Origin of the sequence: Microbulbifer aestuariivivens (assembly GCF_039545115.1) — a bacterium.
Taxonomy (GTDB): domain Bacteria; phylum Pseudomonadota; class Gammaproteobacteria; order Pseudomonadales; family Cellvibrionaceae; genus Microbulbifer; species Microbulbifer aestuariivivens.
This window is the reverse complement of sequence record NZ_BAABRT010000019.1, coordinates 1-17,346: the sequence shown is the minus strand read 5'-3', so window position 1 is coordinate 17,346 and position 17,346 is coordinate 1. Positions and strand designations below refer to the sequence as shown.

The 17,346-nt window shown below is 58.1% G+C and carries 13 protein-coding genes and 1 pseudogene; 5 read left to right on the top strand and 9 right to left on the bottom strand.

The features are described 5' to 3' along the window. Positions 1–168 precede the first annotated feature (168 nt). A complete protein-coding gene (locus tag ABEA58_RS11350; protein WP_345551607.1) occupies positions 169–3,465 on the top strand; it encodes a hypothetical protein in 3,297 nt (1,098 codons plus the stop codon). A 236-nt stretch (positions 3,466–3,701) separates the two neighbouring features. Here the strand turns inward: ABEA58_RS11350 and ABEA58_RS11345 are convergent, their stop codons facing one another. The 4 genes from ABEA58_RS11345 to ABEA58_RS11330 form a co-directional block, all read right to left on the bottom strand. Beyond that, the gene (locus ABEA58_RS11345; protein WP_345551605.1) at positions 3,702–4,127 is read right to left on the bottom strand and encodes an acyl-CoA thioesterase; all 426 of its coding nucleotides are present in this window, start codon (positions 4,125–4,127) and stop codon (positions 3,702–3,704) included. Beyond that, positions 4,127–5,014 carry a dienelactone hydrolase family protein gene (locus ABEA58_RS11340; protein WP_345551604.1) on the bottom strand — a complete coding sequence of 296 codons (888 nt, stop codon included), beginning with the start codon at positions 5,012–5,014 and terminating at the stop codon, positions 4,127–4,129. Before ABEA58_RS11340 ends, ABEA58_RS11345 begins: the two co-directional genes overlap by 1 nt. After that, positions 5,011–6,582 carry a BCCT family transporter gene (locus ABEA58_RS11335; protein ID WP_345551602.1) on the bottom strand — a complete coding sequence of 524 codons (1,572 nt, stop codon included), beginning with the start codon at positions 6,580–6,582 and terminating at the stop codon, positions 5,011–5,013. Before ABEA58_RS11335 ends, ABEA58_RS11340 begins: the two co-directional genes overlap by 4 nt. An 82-nt stretch (positions 6,583–6,664) precedes the next feature. Continuing rightward, complete coding sequence (locus ABEA58_RS11330; RefSeq protein WP_345551601.1) at positions 6,665–8,863, bottom strand: TonB-dependent receptor; 2,199 nt, start codon at positions 8,861–8,863, stop codon at positions 6,665–6,667. A 127-nt stretch (positions 8,864–8,990) separates the two neighbouring features. Between ABEA58_RS11330 and ABEA58_RS11325 the strand changes: the two genes are divergently transcribed. The 3 genes from ABEA58_RS11325 (at position 8,991) to ABEA58_RS11315 (ending at position 12,028) form a co-directional block, all read left to right on the top strand. Next, entirely contained in the window at positions 8,991–10,007 is a 1,017-nt protein-coding gene (locus ABEA58_RS11325) for a GlxA family transcriptional regulator (RefSeq protein WP_345551599.1), read from the top strand. Between the two features lie 133 nt (positions 10,008–10,140). Then, a complete protein-coding gene (locus ABEA58_RS11320; protein WP_345551597.1) occupies positions 10,141–11,037 on the top strand; it encodes a beta-keto acid cleavage family enzyme in 897 nt (298 codons plus the stop codon). A gap of 10 nt (positions 11,038–11,047) precedes the next feature. Further along, positions 11,048–12,028 carry an L-carnitine dehydrogenase gene (locus tag ABEA58_RS11315; protein WP_345551595.1) on the top strand — a complete coding sequence of 327 codons (981 nt, stop codon included), beginning with the start codon at positions 11,048–11,050 and terminating at the stop codon, positions 12,026–12,028. Positions 12,029–12,313: 285 nt separating this feature from the next. On the opposite strand, the gene ABEA58_RS11310 is transcribed toward ABEA58_RS11315, so the two are convergent. The 4 genes from ABEA58_RS11310 to ABEA58_RS11295 form a co-directional block, all read right to left on the bottom strand. Then, positions 12,314–12,790 (bottom strand): NYN domain-containing protein, encoded by a 477-nt coding sequence (locus ABEA58_RS11310; RefSeq protein WP_345551593.1) that lies wholly within the window; start codon positions 12,788–12,790, stop codon positions 12,314–12,316. Positions 12,791–13,072: 282 nt separating this feature from the next. Next, positions 13,073–14,713: a chaperonin GroEL gene (gene groL / locus ABEA58_RS11305; RefSeq protein WP_345551591.1), complete on the bottom strand. Its 1,641-nt coding sequence runs from the start codon at positions 14,711–14,713 to the stop codon at positions 13,073–13,075. Between the two features lie 47 nt (positions 14,714–14,760). Then, positions 14,761–15,054, bottom strand: a complete 294-nt coding sequence (locus ABEA58_RS11300; protein ID WP_345551589.1) for a co-chaperone GroES — start codon at positions 15,052–15,054, stop codon at positions 14,761–14,763. Between the two features lie 245 nt (positions 15,055–15,299). Beyond that, on the bottom strand, positions 15,300–15,791 hold the full coding sequence (locus tag ABEA58_RS11295; protein WP_345551587.1) for an FxsA family protein: 492 nt from the start codon (positions 15,789–15,791) through the stop codon (positions 15,300–15,302). A 150-nt stretch (positions 15,792–15,941) separates the two neighbouring features. Between ABEA58_RS11295 and cfa the strand changes: the two genes are divergently transcribed. Beyond that, positions 15,942–17,090 (top strand): cyclopropane fatty acyl phospholipid synthase, encoded by a 1,149-nt coding sequence (cfa, locus tag ABEA58_RS11290; protein WP_345551585.1) that lies wholly within the window; start codon positions 15,942–15,944, stop codon positions 17,088–17,090. Positions 17,091–17,232: 142 nt separating this feature from the next. Here the strand turns inward: cfa and ABEA58_RS14415 are convergent. Next, a pseudogene (locus ABEA58_RS14415) lies at positions 17,233–17,346 on the bottom strand (IS5/IS1182 family transposase); the annotation flags it as partial.

Below are 17,346 nucleotides of genomic sequence, written 5' to 3'. Positions count from 1 at the left end.
CAACAAATTTGAAATAGATTGGGGTTTTTTCGTGAGTTACAGTGACCCGCGAAGCTGACTCACAAAAAGAAAAGCTTCACCTGGAAACAGCCATAAAAATAAATTCCCGAGAAACTATACAGACCGAGTCTTTAACATTTTCTCGATAACCACTTGAGGATGGAAATCATGGAAGCTACCGCAGCCCCACCAAAAACAGCCGTGCCTTCTGGAAACCTCGGACCAGGAAAGAACGCCCCAGGTAATATCACCACACTGGCCGGGCATCTCACCAGCCTATCAGCTTATTCCTTTTCTATTTTGGCCGCCGGGTCTGTCAAAATACCCTCAGACGCAACGGCCAAAGAAACAGCATCACTCAACCAATTCAAAGCTGCCCTACAGTCAGCCAAAGGAGTCGCTACCAACTGGCAGGAAAATGTTCAGCCTCTTGTGTTCGATATGGTCACCAACATCTCCTCCGCGTCAACCATATCCAATATGCTTACCCAAAGGTTGTTGCCAACGGCCAAAAAAATTGAACAGCATCAGGTTGTCACCAAAGCCGAGATGTTGAGCTTCTACTCTGACGTAAATGCACTGCAAAAAAGTGCTCAGATGACCTCCAGTCAGGCGACCACGGCAAAGAAGGCCCTAGACCTCTTTGTGAATGGCAACGCGACCAGCGCACCCACGACACCTGCCCTTGGAGCTGTATTCACCAATCTGGACAACGCCTACACCGGCCTTAATACCGGACCAGTGGAAGCCACTATTGAGGCTGACCAGAAACTGCTTGCCGCCTATCACTCAAGCTACGAGAGCGCCATTGGGTCCTGCGTTGGCGGAGTGGTTGCCATCGGCGCTGGATCAGTGGGGATCGCCCTGGCTATTGCCACCGACGGCGCTGCCTCTGCTTTTGTACTGCCCGTCATCTTCATCCTGGGGGGCACGAGCCTCATCATCGACTCGGCCCTGATAATGGTCCACGACGTCGAGCAGATTCAAAAGTACACAACGCAAATCAGCCAGCTGAACCAGGTCATCGCAGCTTCGGCGGCAGCCAAACTGCAATTCAAATCCCTGATCAACGCAACCAATAATGCAGCATCGATCGCTGAGTCTATTGAAACGGACTTTGGATTGATGTCGAGCAATTTGACCAATCTGTTGAACTGGGCAGATCAGGCGGTCAAAGAGCTGCCGGAGTCAGGGGGCGTTGTGAAAAACCCGAACAACCTCATCGCCGTCGATATCGATGCGGCCAACACCCAGTGGCAGTCGGCGCAAAAAATAGCCAGCTCACTGATAAACAAAATTGGAAACCTGACCCCACAAACACCTCCGTCCAATGCTCATGGGGTCCCACCGAAAACCAAGTTCTCATCACAGGGGGGAACAGCCCAACTGTTTGCCGCGTCCCTACCAACTTTGACCAGCACACCACCCCAGCGCCTGAGCAATGCAGAACTCACTCCCAACCCACATGTAGTGGCCTTGTCCACTCAGCTCAGCACGATCAAGGCCGATGCCGCCAAGCTCAAGCAGGCAGCCACACTGAGCAGCGGAGTCGTGGCAAATGGAGTCGCTGATCTCACCCAGACCATCACGGCCATCACGCCCGCCGTCACCTCCGTCGACAGCCTGATTAATGAATTATCGACCATCGGTTCTAAATGGCTCCCCACTCTTCAAGCCATTGATAAACAAGCCGCCAGCTCCGGTCAGAGTGCAGCCTGGGTCGCCGGTGCAGTTCAGGACATCGCCGATGTTGTTCAGGCTCTTCACAACGACCTGACCTCTGGGGATGCCGCCAAACAGGACGTTGGCACCTTGATGACGGCAGCCACATCGGCACTGGGTGACATCACCCAGCTCAAGAATTCCGACCAGTCCGCTATCGATGCACTAAACAGCAGCATGTCCAGCTTGAGCGCACAAATCCAGCAAGCCAAGGCCAATCCGCCAGCACCCCCTAACCCCGGTCCATGCCCATCCGAGCAAGGCGAAAATACCGATAATAATTACTATGGCCAGCAGCTGCGCAACTGGCAGAACCAGCTGAGCGCGGACCAGAGTGCGCTCGCTACGGACCAGTCCAAATTAGAACCTCTGAGCGCTCAACTCACCTGGTTGACCACGGTTCACTCGGTCGCCAGCTCTCTCTCGCTCAAAGCGGTGCAGTTACTGAGCAGTGTCGAGATGGTCAGCGCGCAATTCCAAAGTACCGCCAATTATCTAAAACCCCTGGAGGCCAGCGAAAACGGTCAGGCAAGCCGCTACTGGAAAACCAATTCGAAGTATCTTGAAACCTGCCTCACGGTGATGATGGGAAGCTCAAGCACCAGCAGCCAGATAACAGCCCTTATGGCCACCCCCGCACCGCTGGACCACCTCGGATACTTGCTCCAAAGTGTCCACAGCACCCAGGTTCCCGACTTGTGCGCAAGCTTTATAGCAACTACGTCCAACGCCGCCACCTGTGGTAACGCAGCCCAACTGATCATTTCACAACCCACCGTGAATCTCGCGCTGGTGCCCGAAGTGGCGACCGAGCAGGTGCGTTTTCAGCAGAGCTGCAAAGCCCTAATCGAAACCTACAACCAAAATATCATGGGGCTAGTCACTAATGTCTCTGGCTACGCCACAGATATGGGTAAATTACTGGAAAACGTTTCGGCTTCCACTTCAGCCGACGAGGTTCAGAAGACCCTGAAAACGATCATCACGCAATTGACGACTTGGGCGGGTTCTGTGAGCTCTACGCGTCATATATTTCAGCAGTTTTTGGACGCCAGTTTGAGAACAACGGCGGCGGTACTGGAACAAGTCTGCGCACCCAAGGTGGCAGAAGAGTACGATGGCCCCAACGGCAAGCTAGCGCAAATCCAAAAAATCATCCTGGCTCTCCAAACAGCTGTAAACCAAGACGTGAGCACAATTTCGAACCAATCCTTTGACGTTTTGGGGGCCATTATCACGGAGAACTTGTCCGTGGGATTGGATTATGTGTCATCTCAAATCCCCATCTCCGGACAATTTAGCGCCGTGATTGTCGATCAGGTTAAGGCTTCGGCTTCCTCCAAGCTGAAAGATGTGCAAAAACAAGCTGAGGAAAAGCTGGAAGAGGTACAGGAGGGAAGCGTATACAAAAAAGCCAGCACCGACGTGGCAGAACTCAGCGCTGCCATCACTGAGCAGGCGAAGATCTCCAGTGAGCTAACAAGCTTTTCGTTCATTTCCAATCAGGTGTCACTACTGGATCGACACGCCGACGACCTGATCGAAAAGCTTAAGACCCTGGAAACCCAACTCAGTGGTTGCTCTCTCTCCTTGAACGTACTGAATTCCAAGCTGGGTACCGGGACCATTTCTTTAGCTGAATGTGTTTCTGACCTCGGAGGTTACAAAGACGAACTCAGTAAACTGATCGTACTGGGCAATAACCTAACCTCATCATGGGCAGATTCCTCACCGAACTCATGATCCATAAGTAATGCCAGAGCACCTTTCTGCTGAATTTCAGCTTAAGGGTGCTCATACCACTTGGACATTGCCGGTAACGACAGGCTTAATATGAGCAAACCCTGTTCATCATACAACGCGTCTTTTAGACCTTCATGTCTGTTAAAGGCCGGAAAGATCATCTTCTAGCATTCCGATCAGCCGGAAACAAAAAAGCCCCGCATATGCGGGGCTTTGATCAGGATGGCGCTGTGGTGTTATTCAGCGGCTTCTGCCATAAAGGCTTTGGCCTTTTCCCGCATCACATCAGGAATGCTTGTGGCCGAGCGCTGCTTTAAGTCAAAAAGCACCGAGGTGGCTGTATTCTCCGCCGCCACTTCATTCTTTTCACTTAGGATAAGGGTTTGGCGATAGGTAATGGAGCTATTGCCGACGCGCAGCGTTTCGCATTCCACATGCACCAGTGCGCCCTCGGGAACCTCTGCCCGGTAGTCAATTTCATGGCGCACATCGGCCCAGCCGAGCCGACGCTCACCGTCCACCATGGCATTGTGACCCAGAATCAGCATGAAGTGCTGCATGGCGTCATCAAACATCCCCACGTAATTGCGGGTGTTCATGTGGCCCATCTCATCACACAGCCAGGTGTGCGCAACACCGGAGAAGGTTCTGACAGCCGCCATCAGTTGTCTCCCTTGATAACTGCCAGCATGGTCTGCCAGGCATCTTCCGTGGCGGCAGGGTCGTATTTGGAACCCGCTTCAATGTTGGCCTGGTTGGGCTTTGCATGGTCGAAGGTGTGGGTAGCCCCTTCGTACAACTTCAGTTTGAAGGTGCCGGCCTCCCCCGGGTGGTTTGGCAGGTAAGCCTGGCAGACTTCCTCCTGGATATAACGGTCGTCTTCCGCCAAAAACGCCACCGCGTCTACATCCACGCTCCAGGGCTGCATGCAGGTGCCGTAGAACATAAAGGCGGCTTGCACGTGCCGCGCAAAGTCGACCTGCGGCCACTGTGGCAGGCCTATCGGGGCGGTCTCACTGGAAGCCTGCGCCAGTGCCGCCCAGATGGTAACGGCACCGTGGGAAAAGCCCGCGAGGTAGAGTCGCTCCGCATCGACCCTGGGGTCTTGCTTGACGTCCTCTATGGTGGCAAGAATATCCGCGGAGCGCTGCCACGGAGTCATCGCCTGCATATTACAGGCCCGCTGCCAGTCGATACCCCTGCCCTCATAGCTGTCCACCGCAATAACACCGACCCCTTCCTCATTGAAGCGCTTGGCCCAGTCCTGTTCATGGCTGGCTGTGGGACCACTGCAACCGTGAAAGAACAGCACCGTGGGTACCGGCTTCTCGGACTGCGGGAAGTAAGCCTGATCAAACGGGCGCAACTCCCTGCTGATGGCGTCCATGCTGGTGGGCTTGACCGTGGCTTTGGCGTGGGCGACGGCTCTGGCAACAAAGCTCTCCAGTGAGCCTTCTTCCACCACGCTTTCCAGTTCTTCGCGACTTTTATCGCCGGCCAATAGTGGGGCACTGATGAATAAACCCAGCAGTAATAAAACTCTCATCATTTCCAAGATTCCTCATTAGTAGGCTGAATGACCAGTGAGCTCTTGCGCACCTGCTGGCCGAAATCGCTATTGAGCACCCGCAGCAGTGCGCGGAACAGCACAAGCAGGATCATTGTCAGCGGCAGCGCCAGTATGATGGTCAGGGATTTGACGGTGCCGAGGCCGTTGGCGAACAGCAGGCCGATCGCCACGGCCGCCAGCGCGAAAGCCCAGGCCAGGCGGTTCGCCTTGGCTGGCTCATCCTCACCCGACAGGTTGCGGGTACTGATACTGGCCAGCACGTATGCCGATGAATCCAGCGTGGTGGCGAGAAAAACAAAACTGAGCAGCGTGAAGGCCGCCAGCAACAGCTGACTGAAAGGCAGCGTTTCAATAATCGCCACGACCGTTGCCGGTATGCCCTGTTCATCCAGCAGACGGGTGACTTCAAGCGTGCCGGAAATTTCCAGCTCCAGCGCATAGGCGCCACAGATACTCAGGAAGGAAATACAACCCAGGCTGCCCCACAGCAATATGCCCAGCACCATTTGGCGGATGGTACGGCCGCGGGAAATACGGCCAAAGAACAACCCCATCAAGGGTGCATAGGCAATCCACCAGGCCCAGTAGAACAGCGTCCAGGCATCGGGGAAGCCGCCCTGGCGCACCGGGTCCAGCCAGAAACTGATACGGGTAAAGTTATCCAGCATCAGGCCGAGGCTGTTGGCGGACATGGTCAGGATGAAAACCGTGGGCCCGGCCAGCAACACCACTACGACCACAAGGATAGCCAGGTAAATATTGATATCACTGAGAATACGAATGCCGGCTTTGAGACCCTTATAGGCACTGGCCGCGAAGATCAGTGTCCATACGCCGATCACCGCCAGCTGCGTGAGCAGAGACTCCTCCATGCCCAGCAACGAAGTGGTAAGCGAGGAGACCAGCGGCACCCCCAGCCCCAGCGAGGTGCCGGCGCCGCCGATCAGACCGAGGATAATCAGGGTATCGATGACTTTGCCAACCCAGCCATCGGCATGGCGGCCCAATAAAGGCCGGCAGACTTCGGAGATTCGCAGGAAGGGCCGCTTGCTGACATACAGCATGTAGGCGACAGCCACCGACGGCACGGCATACAGCGCCCAGGGCACAAAGCTCCAGTGGAACAGCGCATACATATGCCCCCACTCCGCCGCGCGCGCCGAGTGGGGTTCGATATTCAGCGGCGGCGTGGAAAGGTAATAGATGGGCTCGACAAAAGACCAGCTCACCAGGCCGATACCGATACCGGCTGAAAACATCATCGCCGCCCAGCTCAGCTCCGAGTACTCCGGCGGCTCATCGGTACGGGAGAGTTTCACCTGCCCGAAACGGCCAAAGGCGAGCCACAGGGCAAAAACAAAAGTACCGAAGCCAAAAATCACAAACAGCCAGCCGAACCGGCTGGTGACGAACGACATCATCTCGCTCGCCCACAGTTCCGCCTGCTGTGGCATCAACAGCAGAAAACTGGCAACCAGAATCGCGATGCCGAACGCCGGCAGAAACACCGGCAGGTCCAGCCTTGGCCCCGGCTGTGATGGGTTCATTTGCATATTCTCACCGGAAATCTTGGCCGGTGTTCACGCGCGGTGAACACCAGCGGGTAGGTTCGACCTGATTACGACCTGATTAGAAGAAGTCCCGCGAGACGCTGAGACCCCAGGTCAGAGGTTCACCGGGTATATAGAAAGCCATACCGGACTGCTCGAAGGAGTGCGCTCGGTATTCCTCATCCGTCAGGTTCTTGCCCCACAGGGCGACTTCCAGGCCCTCGTAGTTGTCCCAGGTCACATTGACGTTGACCAGAGTGCGGGCATCGTCACCGGCTGCGGCGGTGTTCTCAATGCTGTAGAACACCTCGTCCTGATACATGGCGTTGGCATTGAAAATAATGGCGGAGCCGTTACCCAGCAGCCACTCGTAGTTGAGGTTACCGGAAACGGTTTGCTCCGGCGTGCGAGCCAGGCTGTTGCCAACAATTTCCGGGCGCGAGTCAAAGCGCACGTACTCGGAATCGGTATAGCCGTAGTTCAGACCGACCCGCAGGCCTTCGGTCAGGTAGGCGGTGGCTTCCAGCTCCATGCCTTTGATCTCGGCATCGCCTGTGGCGGTTTTCACCTGCCCGGTTCCCAGGTCAACGGTAAAGCTCTGCAGATCGGTGTAGTCGAGGAAGAACATGGCTCCGTTAAAACGCACGCGCTGATCCAGCAGGCTGGTTTTGAAGCCAAGCTCGTAGTTGATGGCATTCTCGGGATTGAATGCCACGGTGGCGCCCTGCTCGGTGGCGGCGATGCCATTGAAGCCACCGGCCTTGTAACCTTCAGACACGGTCGCGTAAACGATATCCGCATTCTCGGTGGTGTAGGTCAGGGTGGCCTTGGGCGTGAACTTGCTCCAGCTTTTGTCCGCCGTTACCGCGTAGTCCTCGGACAGGAAGCCAAACAGGTCCGGCGCGCCACTGGCGCTGCTGGCAAATTCTTTCTTGTCGTAGGTATAACGCCCACCGAGTGTCGCACTCCAGGCAGGCGTGAAGATATAGGTCGCCTCACCGAAGGCCGCGTAGCTGGTGGTCTCGTTAGTGGCGTCCCACACCGGGCGGGAGGTGAGTCCCAGTCCGGCCATGCCCATGGCTTCATAGACGAGAGTGGAATCGAAACTTTCCTCGCGCTCCACCTCTTCCTGGAAGAAGTAAACACCGGCCGTCCAGTCCAGTTTGTCGCCAGCGGACTGCAGGCGCAGCTCCTGGGTGAACTGACTGGATTCTTCCACGGCATCGTTGGTCAAAGCGGCATTGGCGGCGGTTAGATAACGACCCAGCAGGTCATCGCCAAAAACATAATCCTGTGCGCGGTAGGCGGTAATGGAAACCAGGTCCATGTCGCCGATGGCGTGGGTCAGCTTGGCGGAAAAGCCGTGCATTTCGCGCTCGGCGTAACCGTCGAGGAAAAGGTCCACTTTATCCGCGTCTTTCTCGGTGGGGTGTGTCATCTCCTCGTAACCATCGAAGGCACGGGCACCGGAACCGATCAGATCATCCCGGGCATAATCCGCGCTCAGGAGCAGGTCGGTGTTGTCTCCCAGAGTGATATCCAGCTTGCCCCGGGCGGAGAGGTTATCCTGGTTGGCCAGTTCTTCTCCGCTGGCGACATTCTCGATCCAGCCGTCGCGCTGGCGCTGGGAGACGGCGATACGGCCGTTGACATTGTCCGCCAGCGGGCCGCTGGCCATGCCGCGCAATTCAACCAGGTTGTAGTTGCCGTAGGTGAGTTTTGTTTTGGCCTCAAAGGATTCCGTCGGATTATTCGTGATCACATTGATGGCGCCGCCGGCAACATTGCGCCCATACAGTGAACCCTGCGGGCCACGCAGCACCTCTACCCGCTGCACGTCGAACATGTCCGCGCTGTAACCACCGGCACGCCCGGCATAAACCTCGTCGATAAACACACCGACCGAGGCATCGTCACCAACGGAGCTTGAGTTGGTACCCACACCGCGAATGTAGGGCTGCGGTGTCACCGGGTTGTAAGTGGACAGGGAGAAGCCCGGCGTCATCGCCGAAACATCCTCCACATTCAACATGTTACCGCGCTCCATGGCCTCGCCGCTGAACGCCGAAACGGCAATGGGGACACTCTGGAGGTTCTGCGCCTTGCGCTGAGCGGTAACGGTCACTTCCTCCAGCGCCAGGGCCGTAGATTTTTGTTCATTTCTGGCTTCTTGGGCCATTACACTGTGGCTCAGCACAATGGCCAAAGAGGTCGAAATTGCTTTGGCCAGAGGCTTCGACTGGATAAGGGGCGTGGCGGGCTTATTAACTGTTCGCATTTATCTTCCACTTGTTGATTTGATGTGAACGACCCCGAAAACCTTAGAGGTCTAAAGAGATGGATATGCTACTGCCTGCCCCGGCATATACTTTATGAAATGCGATGCTTAGTTTATTGATTGCGACATGACCGATCATTCCCACACCCCGGGGAGCCAGGACACCCCCCAGCCTCCCCGGTTTGGGCACAGTGAAGTGGTGCATATCGGTTTTTTGCTGATCCCGCAGTTCTCCTTCTTTGCCCTGGCCTGTTGCTCCGAACCACTGCGGGTTGCCAATCGCGCGGCGGGCAGGCAACTGTTCGAGTTCACCTTTCTGTCTGGGAATGGGCTTCCGGTGCAAGCCTCCAATGGGGTGCCTTTCGAGGTTTCCTGCTCCCTGTCGGATTGCCCCAGCGAATACCAGACCATCATCGTGGTATCCGGCTTTGATCCGCTCGAGGGCTGTGGAGACAGCCTGCTGTACGACCTGCGCAGGCTGTCAGCGAACGGGATCAACCTCGGCTGTGTGGATACCGGGGCCCATATCCTCGCCAAGGCGGGACTGCTGCACGGGCAGAAGGCCATCGTGCACTGGGAGTCCAGCAGCGGCTTTCAGGAGAGCTTCCCCACCATTCAGGTGGTGCCGGAGCGGTTCATGATCGAGGAGGGCCATGTGGCCGCTGCCGGTGGTCTGAGCAGCCTCGACATGATGCTCAATATCATCCAGGCCAGCCATGGGCATCAGCTTGCCAATGCGGTGGCCGAGCAGTTCACCTACAACTTTGTGCAGAGCGCGGACGACGCGCAGCGGATGAGTCTTCGCGGGCGCCTCAACACCACCAACAGGCGGCTGATCAAGGCTGCGGAGATCATGGAGAAGCACCTGGCCAGCCCGCTCACCGTGCAGCAGATAGCGCAGCGGACAGAGACCTCAACGCGGGAGCTGGAAAGGTTGTTCAAACGGGAAGTCGGCACTCCGCCGAAGCGCTACTACCGCCGCCTGCGCCTGGAGCGGGCACGCCAGCTGCTGCGCCAGACCGACATGACGGTACTCGATATCGCCATTTCCTGCGGTTTTCAGTCCGCCGCGTATTTCAGTTCCGCCTACCGGGCAGAATTCGGCCTCAGCCCCAGCCGCGACCGGGGCCGCACGGACGCCTGAGCCGTTTCCACACCGCCCTGTGCAGCCCTGCCCAACCCCGCTTGTCGGAAAAGCGAAAGTACCCTGCGGCTTTGCGGGAGCCATTTTGCCCGCGATCATTAGCATTGGCGCCAGCTTAAGAAATCCGGAGCTGATGTCGATGAATCAAAACGTCATTATTACCTGCGCCCTCACCGGCGCCGGCGCCACCACAGATAAAAGCCCCCATGTACCGGTGACACCCAAGCAGATCGCCGATGACGCCATTGCCGCGGCCAAGGCCGGGGCTGCCGTGGCGCATATTCATGTCCGCGACCCCGAGACCGGCGCACCCAGTCGCGACACCGAACTTTACCGCGAAGTAGTGGAGCGCATTCGAGAGTCCGATACGGACGTGGTGATCAACCTCACCGCCGGCATGGGCGGCGACCTGCTGCTGGGTCCGGACGAAAACCCGATGGACTTTGCCGAGGGCACCGATGTGGTGGGCGGCCTGGAACGCCTGCAGCACATCGAGGAACTGCGCCCGGAAATCTGCACCCTGGACTGTGGCTCGCTCAATTTCGGCAACCACAATCTGGTCTACATCTCCTCGCCGGAAATGCTGCGTGCCGGCGCCAAGCGCGTGCAGGAACTGGGGGTCAAGCCGGAACTGGAGATCTTTGATACCGGCAACCTCTGGTTCGCCAACCAGCTGCTGGCGGAAGGGCTGCTGGACGACCCGCCCCTGTTCCAGCTCTGCATGGGGATACCCTGGGGCGCGCCGCCAGAACTCGGCACCCTTAAAGCCATGGTGGACAACCTGCCGGCTGGTGCGCAGTGGGCAGGTTTCGGCATCGGCCGCCACCAGTTTCCCATGGCCGCCCAGGTGATGCTGATGGGCGGCAATATGCGTGTGGGACTGGAGGACAACCTCTACCTCAAGAAAGGGCAACTGGCCACCAACGCGCAGCTGGTGGAAAAAGCGGCCGGCATCGTCGAAATACTCGGCGGCTCCGTGGCCACGCCCGCGGAAACCCGCGAGCGTCTGAAACTGAACAAACAGAGCTGAGGGGGAAAATATGTCACATGCAGCCGTGATCGGCACCGGCGTCATCGGTGCGGGATGGGTGGCCAGACTGCTGGCAAACGGCCATAAGGTCATCGCCTGGGACCCGGGTGCGGACGCCGAGCGCAAGTTGCGCGAGAGCATCGACACCGCCTGGCCGGCACTGGAAAAAGTCGGGCTGGCGGCGAATGCCAGCAAAGACAACCTGCACTTTGCCAGCACCCTGGCCGAGGCTTGCGAGGGGGCCTTCTTTATTCAGGAAAACGCGCCGGAGCGGCAAGCCATGAAGGTGGACCTGCTGGCCGAGATCAGCCGTGCCGCACCGGAAGATGCTCTGATCGGCTCTTCCACTTCCGGCTTCAAGCCCTCGGTACTGCAGCAAAAAATGACGGCGCCGCAACGCTTCGTAGTCAGCCACCCGTTCAACCCGGTCTACCTGCTGCCGCTGGTGGAAGTGGTGGGCGGAGAGCAGACTTCCAATGCAACCATCGAGCGGGCCATGGCCTTTTTCAAGGACATTGGCATGCACCCCCTGCACGTGCGCAACGAAATTGACGGACACCTGTCCGACCGCCTGCTGGAAGCGGTGTGGCGGGAGATCCTGCATCTGGTCAATGACGGCGTGGCCACCACCGGCGAACTGGATCAGGCCATCACCTATGGTCCGGGCCTGCGCTGGGCATTTATGGGCACCAACCTCACCTACCACCTGGCGGGCGGGGAAACCGGTATGCGCCATATGCTGGAACAGTTCGGCCCGGCCCTGAAACTGCCGTGGACCAAGCTGGAGGCGCCGGAGCTCAACGACCAGCTGATCGACCGCATGGTGGAAGGTACGCAGGAACAGGCCGGTGACCACTCCATCCGCGAGCTGGAAAGCCTGCGGGACAACTGCCTGGTACGGATCATGGAGGCACTGAGCGAGTTTGAGGTGGGCGCAGGCAAGGTTTTGGCCGAACACCGGGCCAGACACCAGGTTGAACCCGCGCAGTAACCACTGCCGAAAAGACGGTTCAGCCAGATTGGTTGCAGCCGTCCAAAAAGGGCAGCGTCAACTGACGCTGCCCTTTTTATTGCGAGCCTGTTGATTGCCGCTATTAACGTCTATCCGCGCGACTTGCACCTCGCGCCGCCTCGAGCCCGATCCCTACCCGGCCCTGAGCCCGATCCTGAGCCCGATCCTGACCCTGAGCAGACTTCTGTGCCGCAGCGCGAGCATGGGCTCTACAAACAACCTGGCGCGGCGCGCTGCTGTTTAAGGTATTGCAATTCAGCTGGCTCAGCCCAGCAGCAACTCATCCCCGATAGGAACAAACACACTGGCGGCGTTCACCAGCGAGGCCGCCGTCAATGCGGGCACGCCGTAGACTTCCACAACCTTGCCTTTATCGACACGCAGCTTTTCGGCAAGGAGGTCGAAGTCACCATCGCCGGAAACCAGCACCACGACATCGGCATCCGCACAGAATTCCAGTGCATCGATGGTGATGCCCACATCCCAATCGCCTTTTGCGGAGCCATCCGAGCGCTGAATATAGGGCTTCAGTTTTACCTCGAAGCCGATTGCGCGCAGAATATTCTGGAAAGCCCGCTGCTGCCGGTCACCGCGGTCAATAGCGTAGGCGATCGCTTTCGTCACCTGCCGGCCCCGGGTCACCTCGGCCCAGAACTTGTTGTAATCGAAGTTGCGCTGGAAGGCTTGGCGGGTGGTGTAATAGACATTCTGCACATCGACAAACAGGGCGACCTTTTTCATTGTTCGCCTCGCGCTGCTATTTTCACCGGCTTATTTACCCCTTTTTTACTGTCAATTTCATCGGCTTTGTATGGCCTTTGGCGTCGCAGCCTTTTATCCCACCCTCCCTCTCCGCTGGACAGCGCCACAGGGCCGAGGGGAGGCTTTCGTTCCGGGGAGTTTATCCAGTCTCTCACGGTGTGAAGTTCGACAGGCGACTTTTTACGCACAAAAAAAGCCCCGCGTTTGCGGGGCTTTTCTGCATAGGCCCTGAACAGGCCTTGGCTAGGCTGAAAGGCCGGCTTACATCATGCCGCCCATGCCGCCCATGCCACCCATGCCGCCCATGTCTGGAGCAGCCGGCTTGTCTTCCGGAATATCCGCAACCATGGCTTCGGTGGTGATCATCAGACCGGCGATGGAAGCCGCCGCCTGCAGTGCGGAGCGGGTTACCTTGGCCGGGTCGAGGATACCCATTTCCAGCATGTCGCCGTACTCGCCAGTGGCAGCGTTGTAGCCGTAGTTACCGGAACCCTGCTTGACCTTGTCCACCACTACAGAGGACTCGTCACCAGCGTTGGCAACGATCTGGCGCAGCGGCATTTCCATGGCGCGCATGGCAGCGGCGATACCGTGATTCTGGTCTTCGTTGTCACCGGTGACGCTGATGGACTGCACGGCGCGAATCAGAGCGGTGCCACCGCCAGGAACAACGCCTTCTTCCACCGCAGCGCGGGTAGCGTGCAGGGCGTCTTCAACGCGGGCTTTCTTCTCTTTCATTTCGACTTCGGTGGCGGCGCCAACCTTGATCACTGCAACACCACCGGCCAGCTTGGCAACGCGCTCCTGCAGTTTTTCTTTGTCGTAGTCGGAGGAAGACTCTTCGATCTGGGCGCGGATCTGCTTAACGCGCGCTTCGATATCTTTGACATCGCCAGCACCGTCTACGATCACGGTGTTTTCCTTGGACAGGGTGACACGCTTGGCGGTACCCAGGTGCTCCAGGGTGGTGCTTTCCAGCTCCATGCCCACTTCTTCGGAGATCACAGTGCCGCCAGTGAGGATAGCGATATCCTGCAGCATGGCCTTGCGACGGTCACCGAAGCCCGGCGCCTTAACGGCTGCAACCTTGACGATGCCGCGCATGCTGTTCACAACCAGAGTGGCCAGCGCTTCGCCTTCCACGTCTTCGGCGATAATCAGCAGCGGCTTGGAAGCCTTGGCGACTTGCTCCAGCAGCGGCAGAAGGTCGCGGATGTTGGAGATTTTCTTGTCCACCAGCAGGATGAACGGGCTGTCCAGCTCGGCGGTCATGTTTTCCTGGTTGGTGACGAAGTACGGAGACAGGTAGCCGCGATCGAACTGCATGCCTTCCACGATATCCAGCTCGTTCTCCAGAGACTGGCCTTCCTCGACGGTAATCACGCCTTCCTTGCCAACTTTTTCCATTGCCTCGGCAATGATGGTGCCTACGCTCTCGTCGCTGTTGGCGGAGATGGTGCCGACCTGGGCGATGGACTTGCTGTCTTCACAGGGAGTGGCCAGGGTGGCGATATGGTCAACCGCGGCGGCTACGGCCTTGTCGATACCGCGCTTCAGGTCCATCGGGTTAAAACCGGCGGCGACGGACTTCAGGCCTTCGGTAACGATCGCCTGCGCCAGTACGGTCGCGGTGGTGGTGCCGTCACCGGCGGTGTCGGAGGCCTTGGAGGCAACTTCCTTCACCATCTGCGCGCCCATGTTCTCGAACTTGTCTTTCAGTTCGATTTCCTTGGCTACGGAAACACCGTCTTTGGTCACGGTCGGGGCGCCGAAGGACTTGTCCAGTACCACGTTGCGGCCTTTGGGGCCCAGGGTGGTTTTTACGGCGTCTGCCAGGATGTTTACACCAGCCAGCATCTTGTGGCGGGCGTCGTCACCGAATTTAACTTCTTTTGCTGCCATGATTCTTATTCCTCAATTCTGTCTGTGCGTTGGTTTCAGCGATGGGCTTAGCCTTCCAGCACGCCGTAGATGTCGCTCTCGCTCATGATGATCAGCTCTTCACCGTCCACCTTGAGGGTGTTGCTGTCGGCGTAACGGCCGAACACCACGGTATCGCCTACTTTCACGGCCAGCGCGCGCACTTCGCCGCTGTCGAGCAACTTGCCTTCGCCCACGGCGACCACTTCACCCTGGTTGGGCTTTTCCTTGGCTGCGCCCGGCAGCACGATGCCACCAGCGGACTTCTCTTCCTCTTCCTTACGACGTACTACGACGCGATCGTGTAAAGGACGAATTTTCATGGATAGGCTCTCCAATGAGTCGTTTCTTAAGGTTTTCAAAATGAACAACCCTTGGCCCGGAGGCCGCCGGTCTTTGCGCCCTTCCCTACTGCGAGGGGTGGGCAAAATTCTGCGTGCACCCTATCTAAGGGCGGGGGAAGGGATTTCAACAGCAAAATGAAAAAAAACTGCGCTGCGGGTGGGATTTCAAGGCCGCAGCTTGCTGGCGGCCCTGAATTGGTCACTCTTTAATCGGCAATGGGCCGCTACTTGCGGTTTTCGCCGGAGTCCCGCTCATCGCGCATGCGCCGGCGATCCTCGCGGGAATACTCCCCTTCGATGATGTCACTGTCTTCAGCCGGTCCGCGCCGGGGACCGTACTGGCCGCCGGGACCGGGGCCGCGCATCACCACCACACGGCGCAGCAGACGCCCGAGCAGCAGCTGGCGCACACCGGGTATCAGGCAGGCAAAGCCCAGGGCATCGGTAAAGAAGCCGGGGGTCAGCAGCAGCGCACCGCCGACCGCAAGGAAGATGCCTTCCGCCATCTCCCGCGCGGGCAATTCGCCCGCCTGCATTTTCCGCTGCGCCCGCAGCACGGTGGAAAGGCCCTGTCGCCGCAGCAGGGCCAGTCCCACCACCGCGGTCAGCAGTACAAGACCAATGGTGGGCAGGGCGCCGATCTCGCCGCCGACGGTAATCAGCAACCACATCTCGAGAATTGGCACGGCAATAAACAGCAACAGCAGGATGGGCATGAAGGGGCTTCCGGTCGTTGAATTTGCGGGGTGGATTTTGGTGAATCGGGGTATTTTGGGCAATGCTGTACTAAATAGACTGCGTAGGCAAACGGACTTCAACGATGAAGGGCTCTGAACGCCCAGCCCACGCTCGACAGGGAGTCTTCGATGGAAAGTGAGCAGCGACAATCGTTGTCGGCGGCCTCCCAGCGAGGCCATCAGCATCTGGTTGAGGAGGTACTGGCAGAGGCGGATATCCGTATCAACGGTGACCGACCATGGGATATGCGCCTGCACAAGCGCGGCGCGCTGGACGAGATCGCCGCCCGCCAGAGTATGGGCCTTGGCGAGAGCTACATGCGCGGCGACTGGGATGTGCCGGCGCTGGACCAGTTTTTCTACCGCCTGCTGCGCATCGACCTCTCCGAGCACACCCGCTTCTGGCGGGATGGCCTGCGGCTGCTGCGCAGTTATCTGGTCAACCGCCAGAGCCGCCGACGCGCCTTCGAGGTGGGCGAGCGCCACTACGATCTCGGCAACGATTTCTACAGCGCCATGCTGGACACCCGACTGACCTACAGCTGTGGTTACTGGAAAGCCGCGGACAATCTGGAAGATGCCCAGACCGCCAAGCTGGACCTGATCTGCCGCAAACTGGGACTGCAACCGGGCATGCGCCTGCTGGATATCGGCTGCGGCTGGGGCAGCCTGGTAAGCTACGCCGCCGAGCACTATGGCGTCGACTGTGTGGGCGTTACCGTGTCGCGGCAGCAGTGCGCCTATATCGAGGAACACTTTGGTCACCTTCCCATCACCGTGCACCTGCAGGATTACCGCAACCTCCGCCAGCGCTTTGACCGTATCGCCAGCGTGGGCATGTTCGAACACGTTGGCCGCAGAAACCACCGCACATTTATGCAGGTAGCCAGGCGCTGCCTGCAACCGGAAGGGTTGTTACTGCTGCATACCATCGGCAAGAACGAGCGACGCTCGCCTCCCGACCCGTGGATCGATAAATATATCTTCCCCAATGGCGACCTGCCCTCCGCCGGACAGATCAGCGATGCCGCAGACGACCTGCTGGTATGCGAGGACCTGCACAATTTTGGTTGCGACTACGACCGCACTCTGCTGGCGTGGCACGAAAATTTCGAAAAACACTGGGATAATTTCGCGGCGCAATACGGCCAGCGCTTCTACCGCATGTGGCGCTACTACCTGCTCTCATGCGCCGGCGCATTCCGCGCCCGCAACGTGCAACTGTGGCAATGGCTGCTGTCCGATCGCAGACCCGCTGGCGTGGCCAGGGTGTCCTAGGGAAGCTCTGAACAACTCATGAATTTCCACGCCGCTCTCCGAAGCCTCTATTTATTGGCTTCTGGGGTGGAAGCCCCCTGTGTATTCCTCTGTTTTCCGTCCGGAATTTGCTTTTCAGCAAACTCCAGACGGAGTTATCCCGTTATGTCGTCCTATATGAATCTGCCCGCAGCAGATTGGTAAAGCCCGCTAGCAGATACAGTCGATTCGTATTCTTCGCCAAACCGCGATAGCGAACCTTGTCATACCCGAACTG

What these genes read in the sequence shown, in the direction of transcription:
- ABEA58_RS11350 (WP_345551607.1), top strand. Translation starts at nt 169, where the DNA reads ATGGAAGCTACCGCAGCCCCACCAAAAACAGCCGTGCCTTCTGGAAAC.
- ABEA58_RS11345 (WP_345551605.1), bottom strand. Translation starts at nt 4,127, where the DNA reads ATGGCGGCTGTCAGAACCTTCTCCGGTGTTGCGCACACCTGGCTGTGT.
- ABEA58_RS11340 (WP_345551604.1), bottom strand. Translation starts at nt 5,014, where the DNA reads ATGATGAGAGTTTTATTACTGCTGGGTTTATTCATCAGTGCCCCACTA.
- ABEA58_RS11335 (WP_345551602.1), bottom strand. Translation starts at nt 6,582, where the DNA reads ATGAACCCATCACAGCCGGGGCCAAGGCTGGACCTGCCGGTGTTTCTG.
- ABEA58_RS11330 (WP_345551601.1), bottom strand. Translation starts at nt 8,863, where the DNA reads ATGCGAACAGTTAATAAGCCCGCCACGCCCCTTATCCAGTCGAAGCCT.
- ABEA58_RS11325 (WP_345551599.1), top strand. Translation starts at nt 8,991, where the DNA reads ATGACCGATCATTCCCACACCCCGGGGAGCCAGGACACCCCCCAGCCT.
- ABEA58_RS11320 (WP_345551597.1), top strand. Translation starts at nt 10,141, where the DNA reads ATGTCGATGAATCAAAACGTCATTATTACCTGCGCCCTCACCGGCGCC.
- ABEA58_RS11315 (WP_345551595.1), top strand. Translation starts at nt 11,048, where the DNA reads ATGTCACATGCAGCCGTGATCGGCACCGGCGTCATCGGTGCGGGATGG.
- ABEA58_RS11310 (WP_345551593.1), bottom strand. Translation starts at nt 12,790, where the DNA reads ATGAAAAAGGTCGCCCTGTTTGTCGATGTGCAGAATGTCTATTACACC.
- groL (WP_345551591.1), bottom strand. Translation starts at nt 14,713, where the DNA reads ATGGCAGCAAAAGAAGTTAAATTCGGTGACGACGCCCGCCACAAGATG.
- ABEA58_RS11300 (WP_345551589.1), bottom strand. Translation starts at nt 15,054, where the DNA reads ATGAAAATTCGTCCTTTACACGATCGCGTCGTAGTACGTCGTAAGGAA.
- ABEA58_RS11295 (WP_345551587.1), bottom strand. Translation starts at nt 15,791, where the DNA reads ATGCCCATCCTGCTGTTGCTGTTTATTGCCGTGCCAATTCTCGAGATG.
- cfa (WP_345551585.1), top strand. Translation starts at nt 15,942, where the DNA reads ATGGAAAGTGAGCAGCGACAATCGTTGTCGGCGGCCTCCCAGCGAGGC.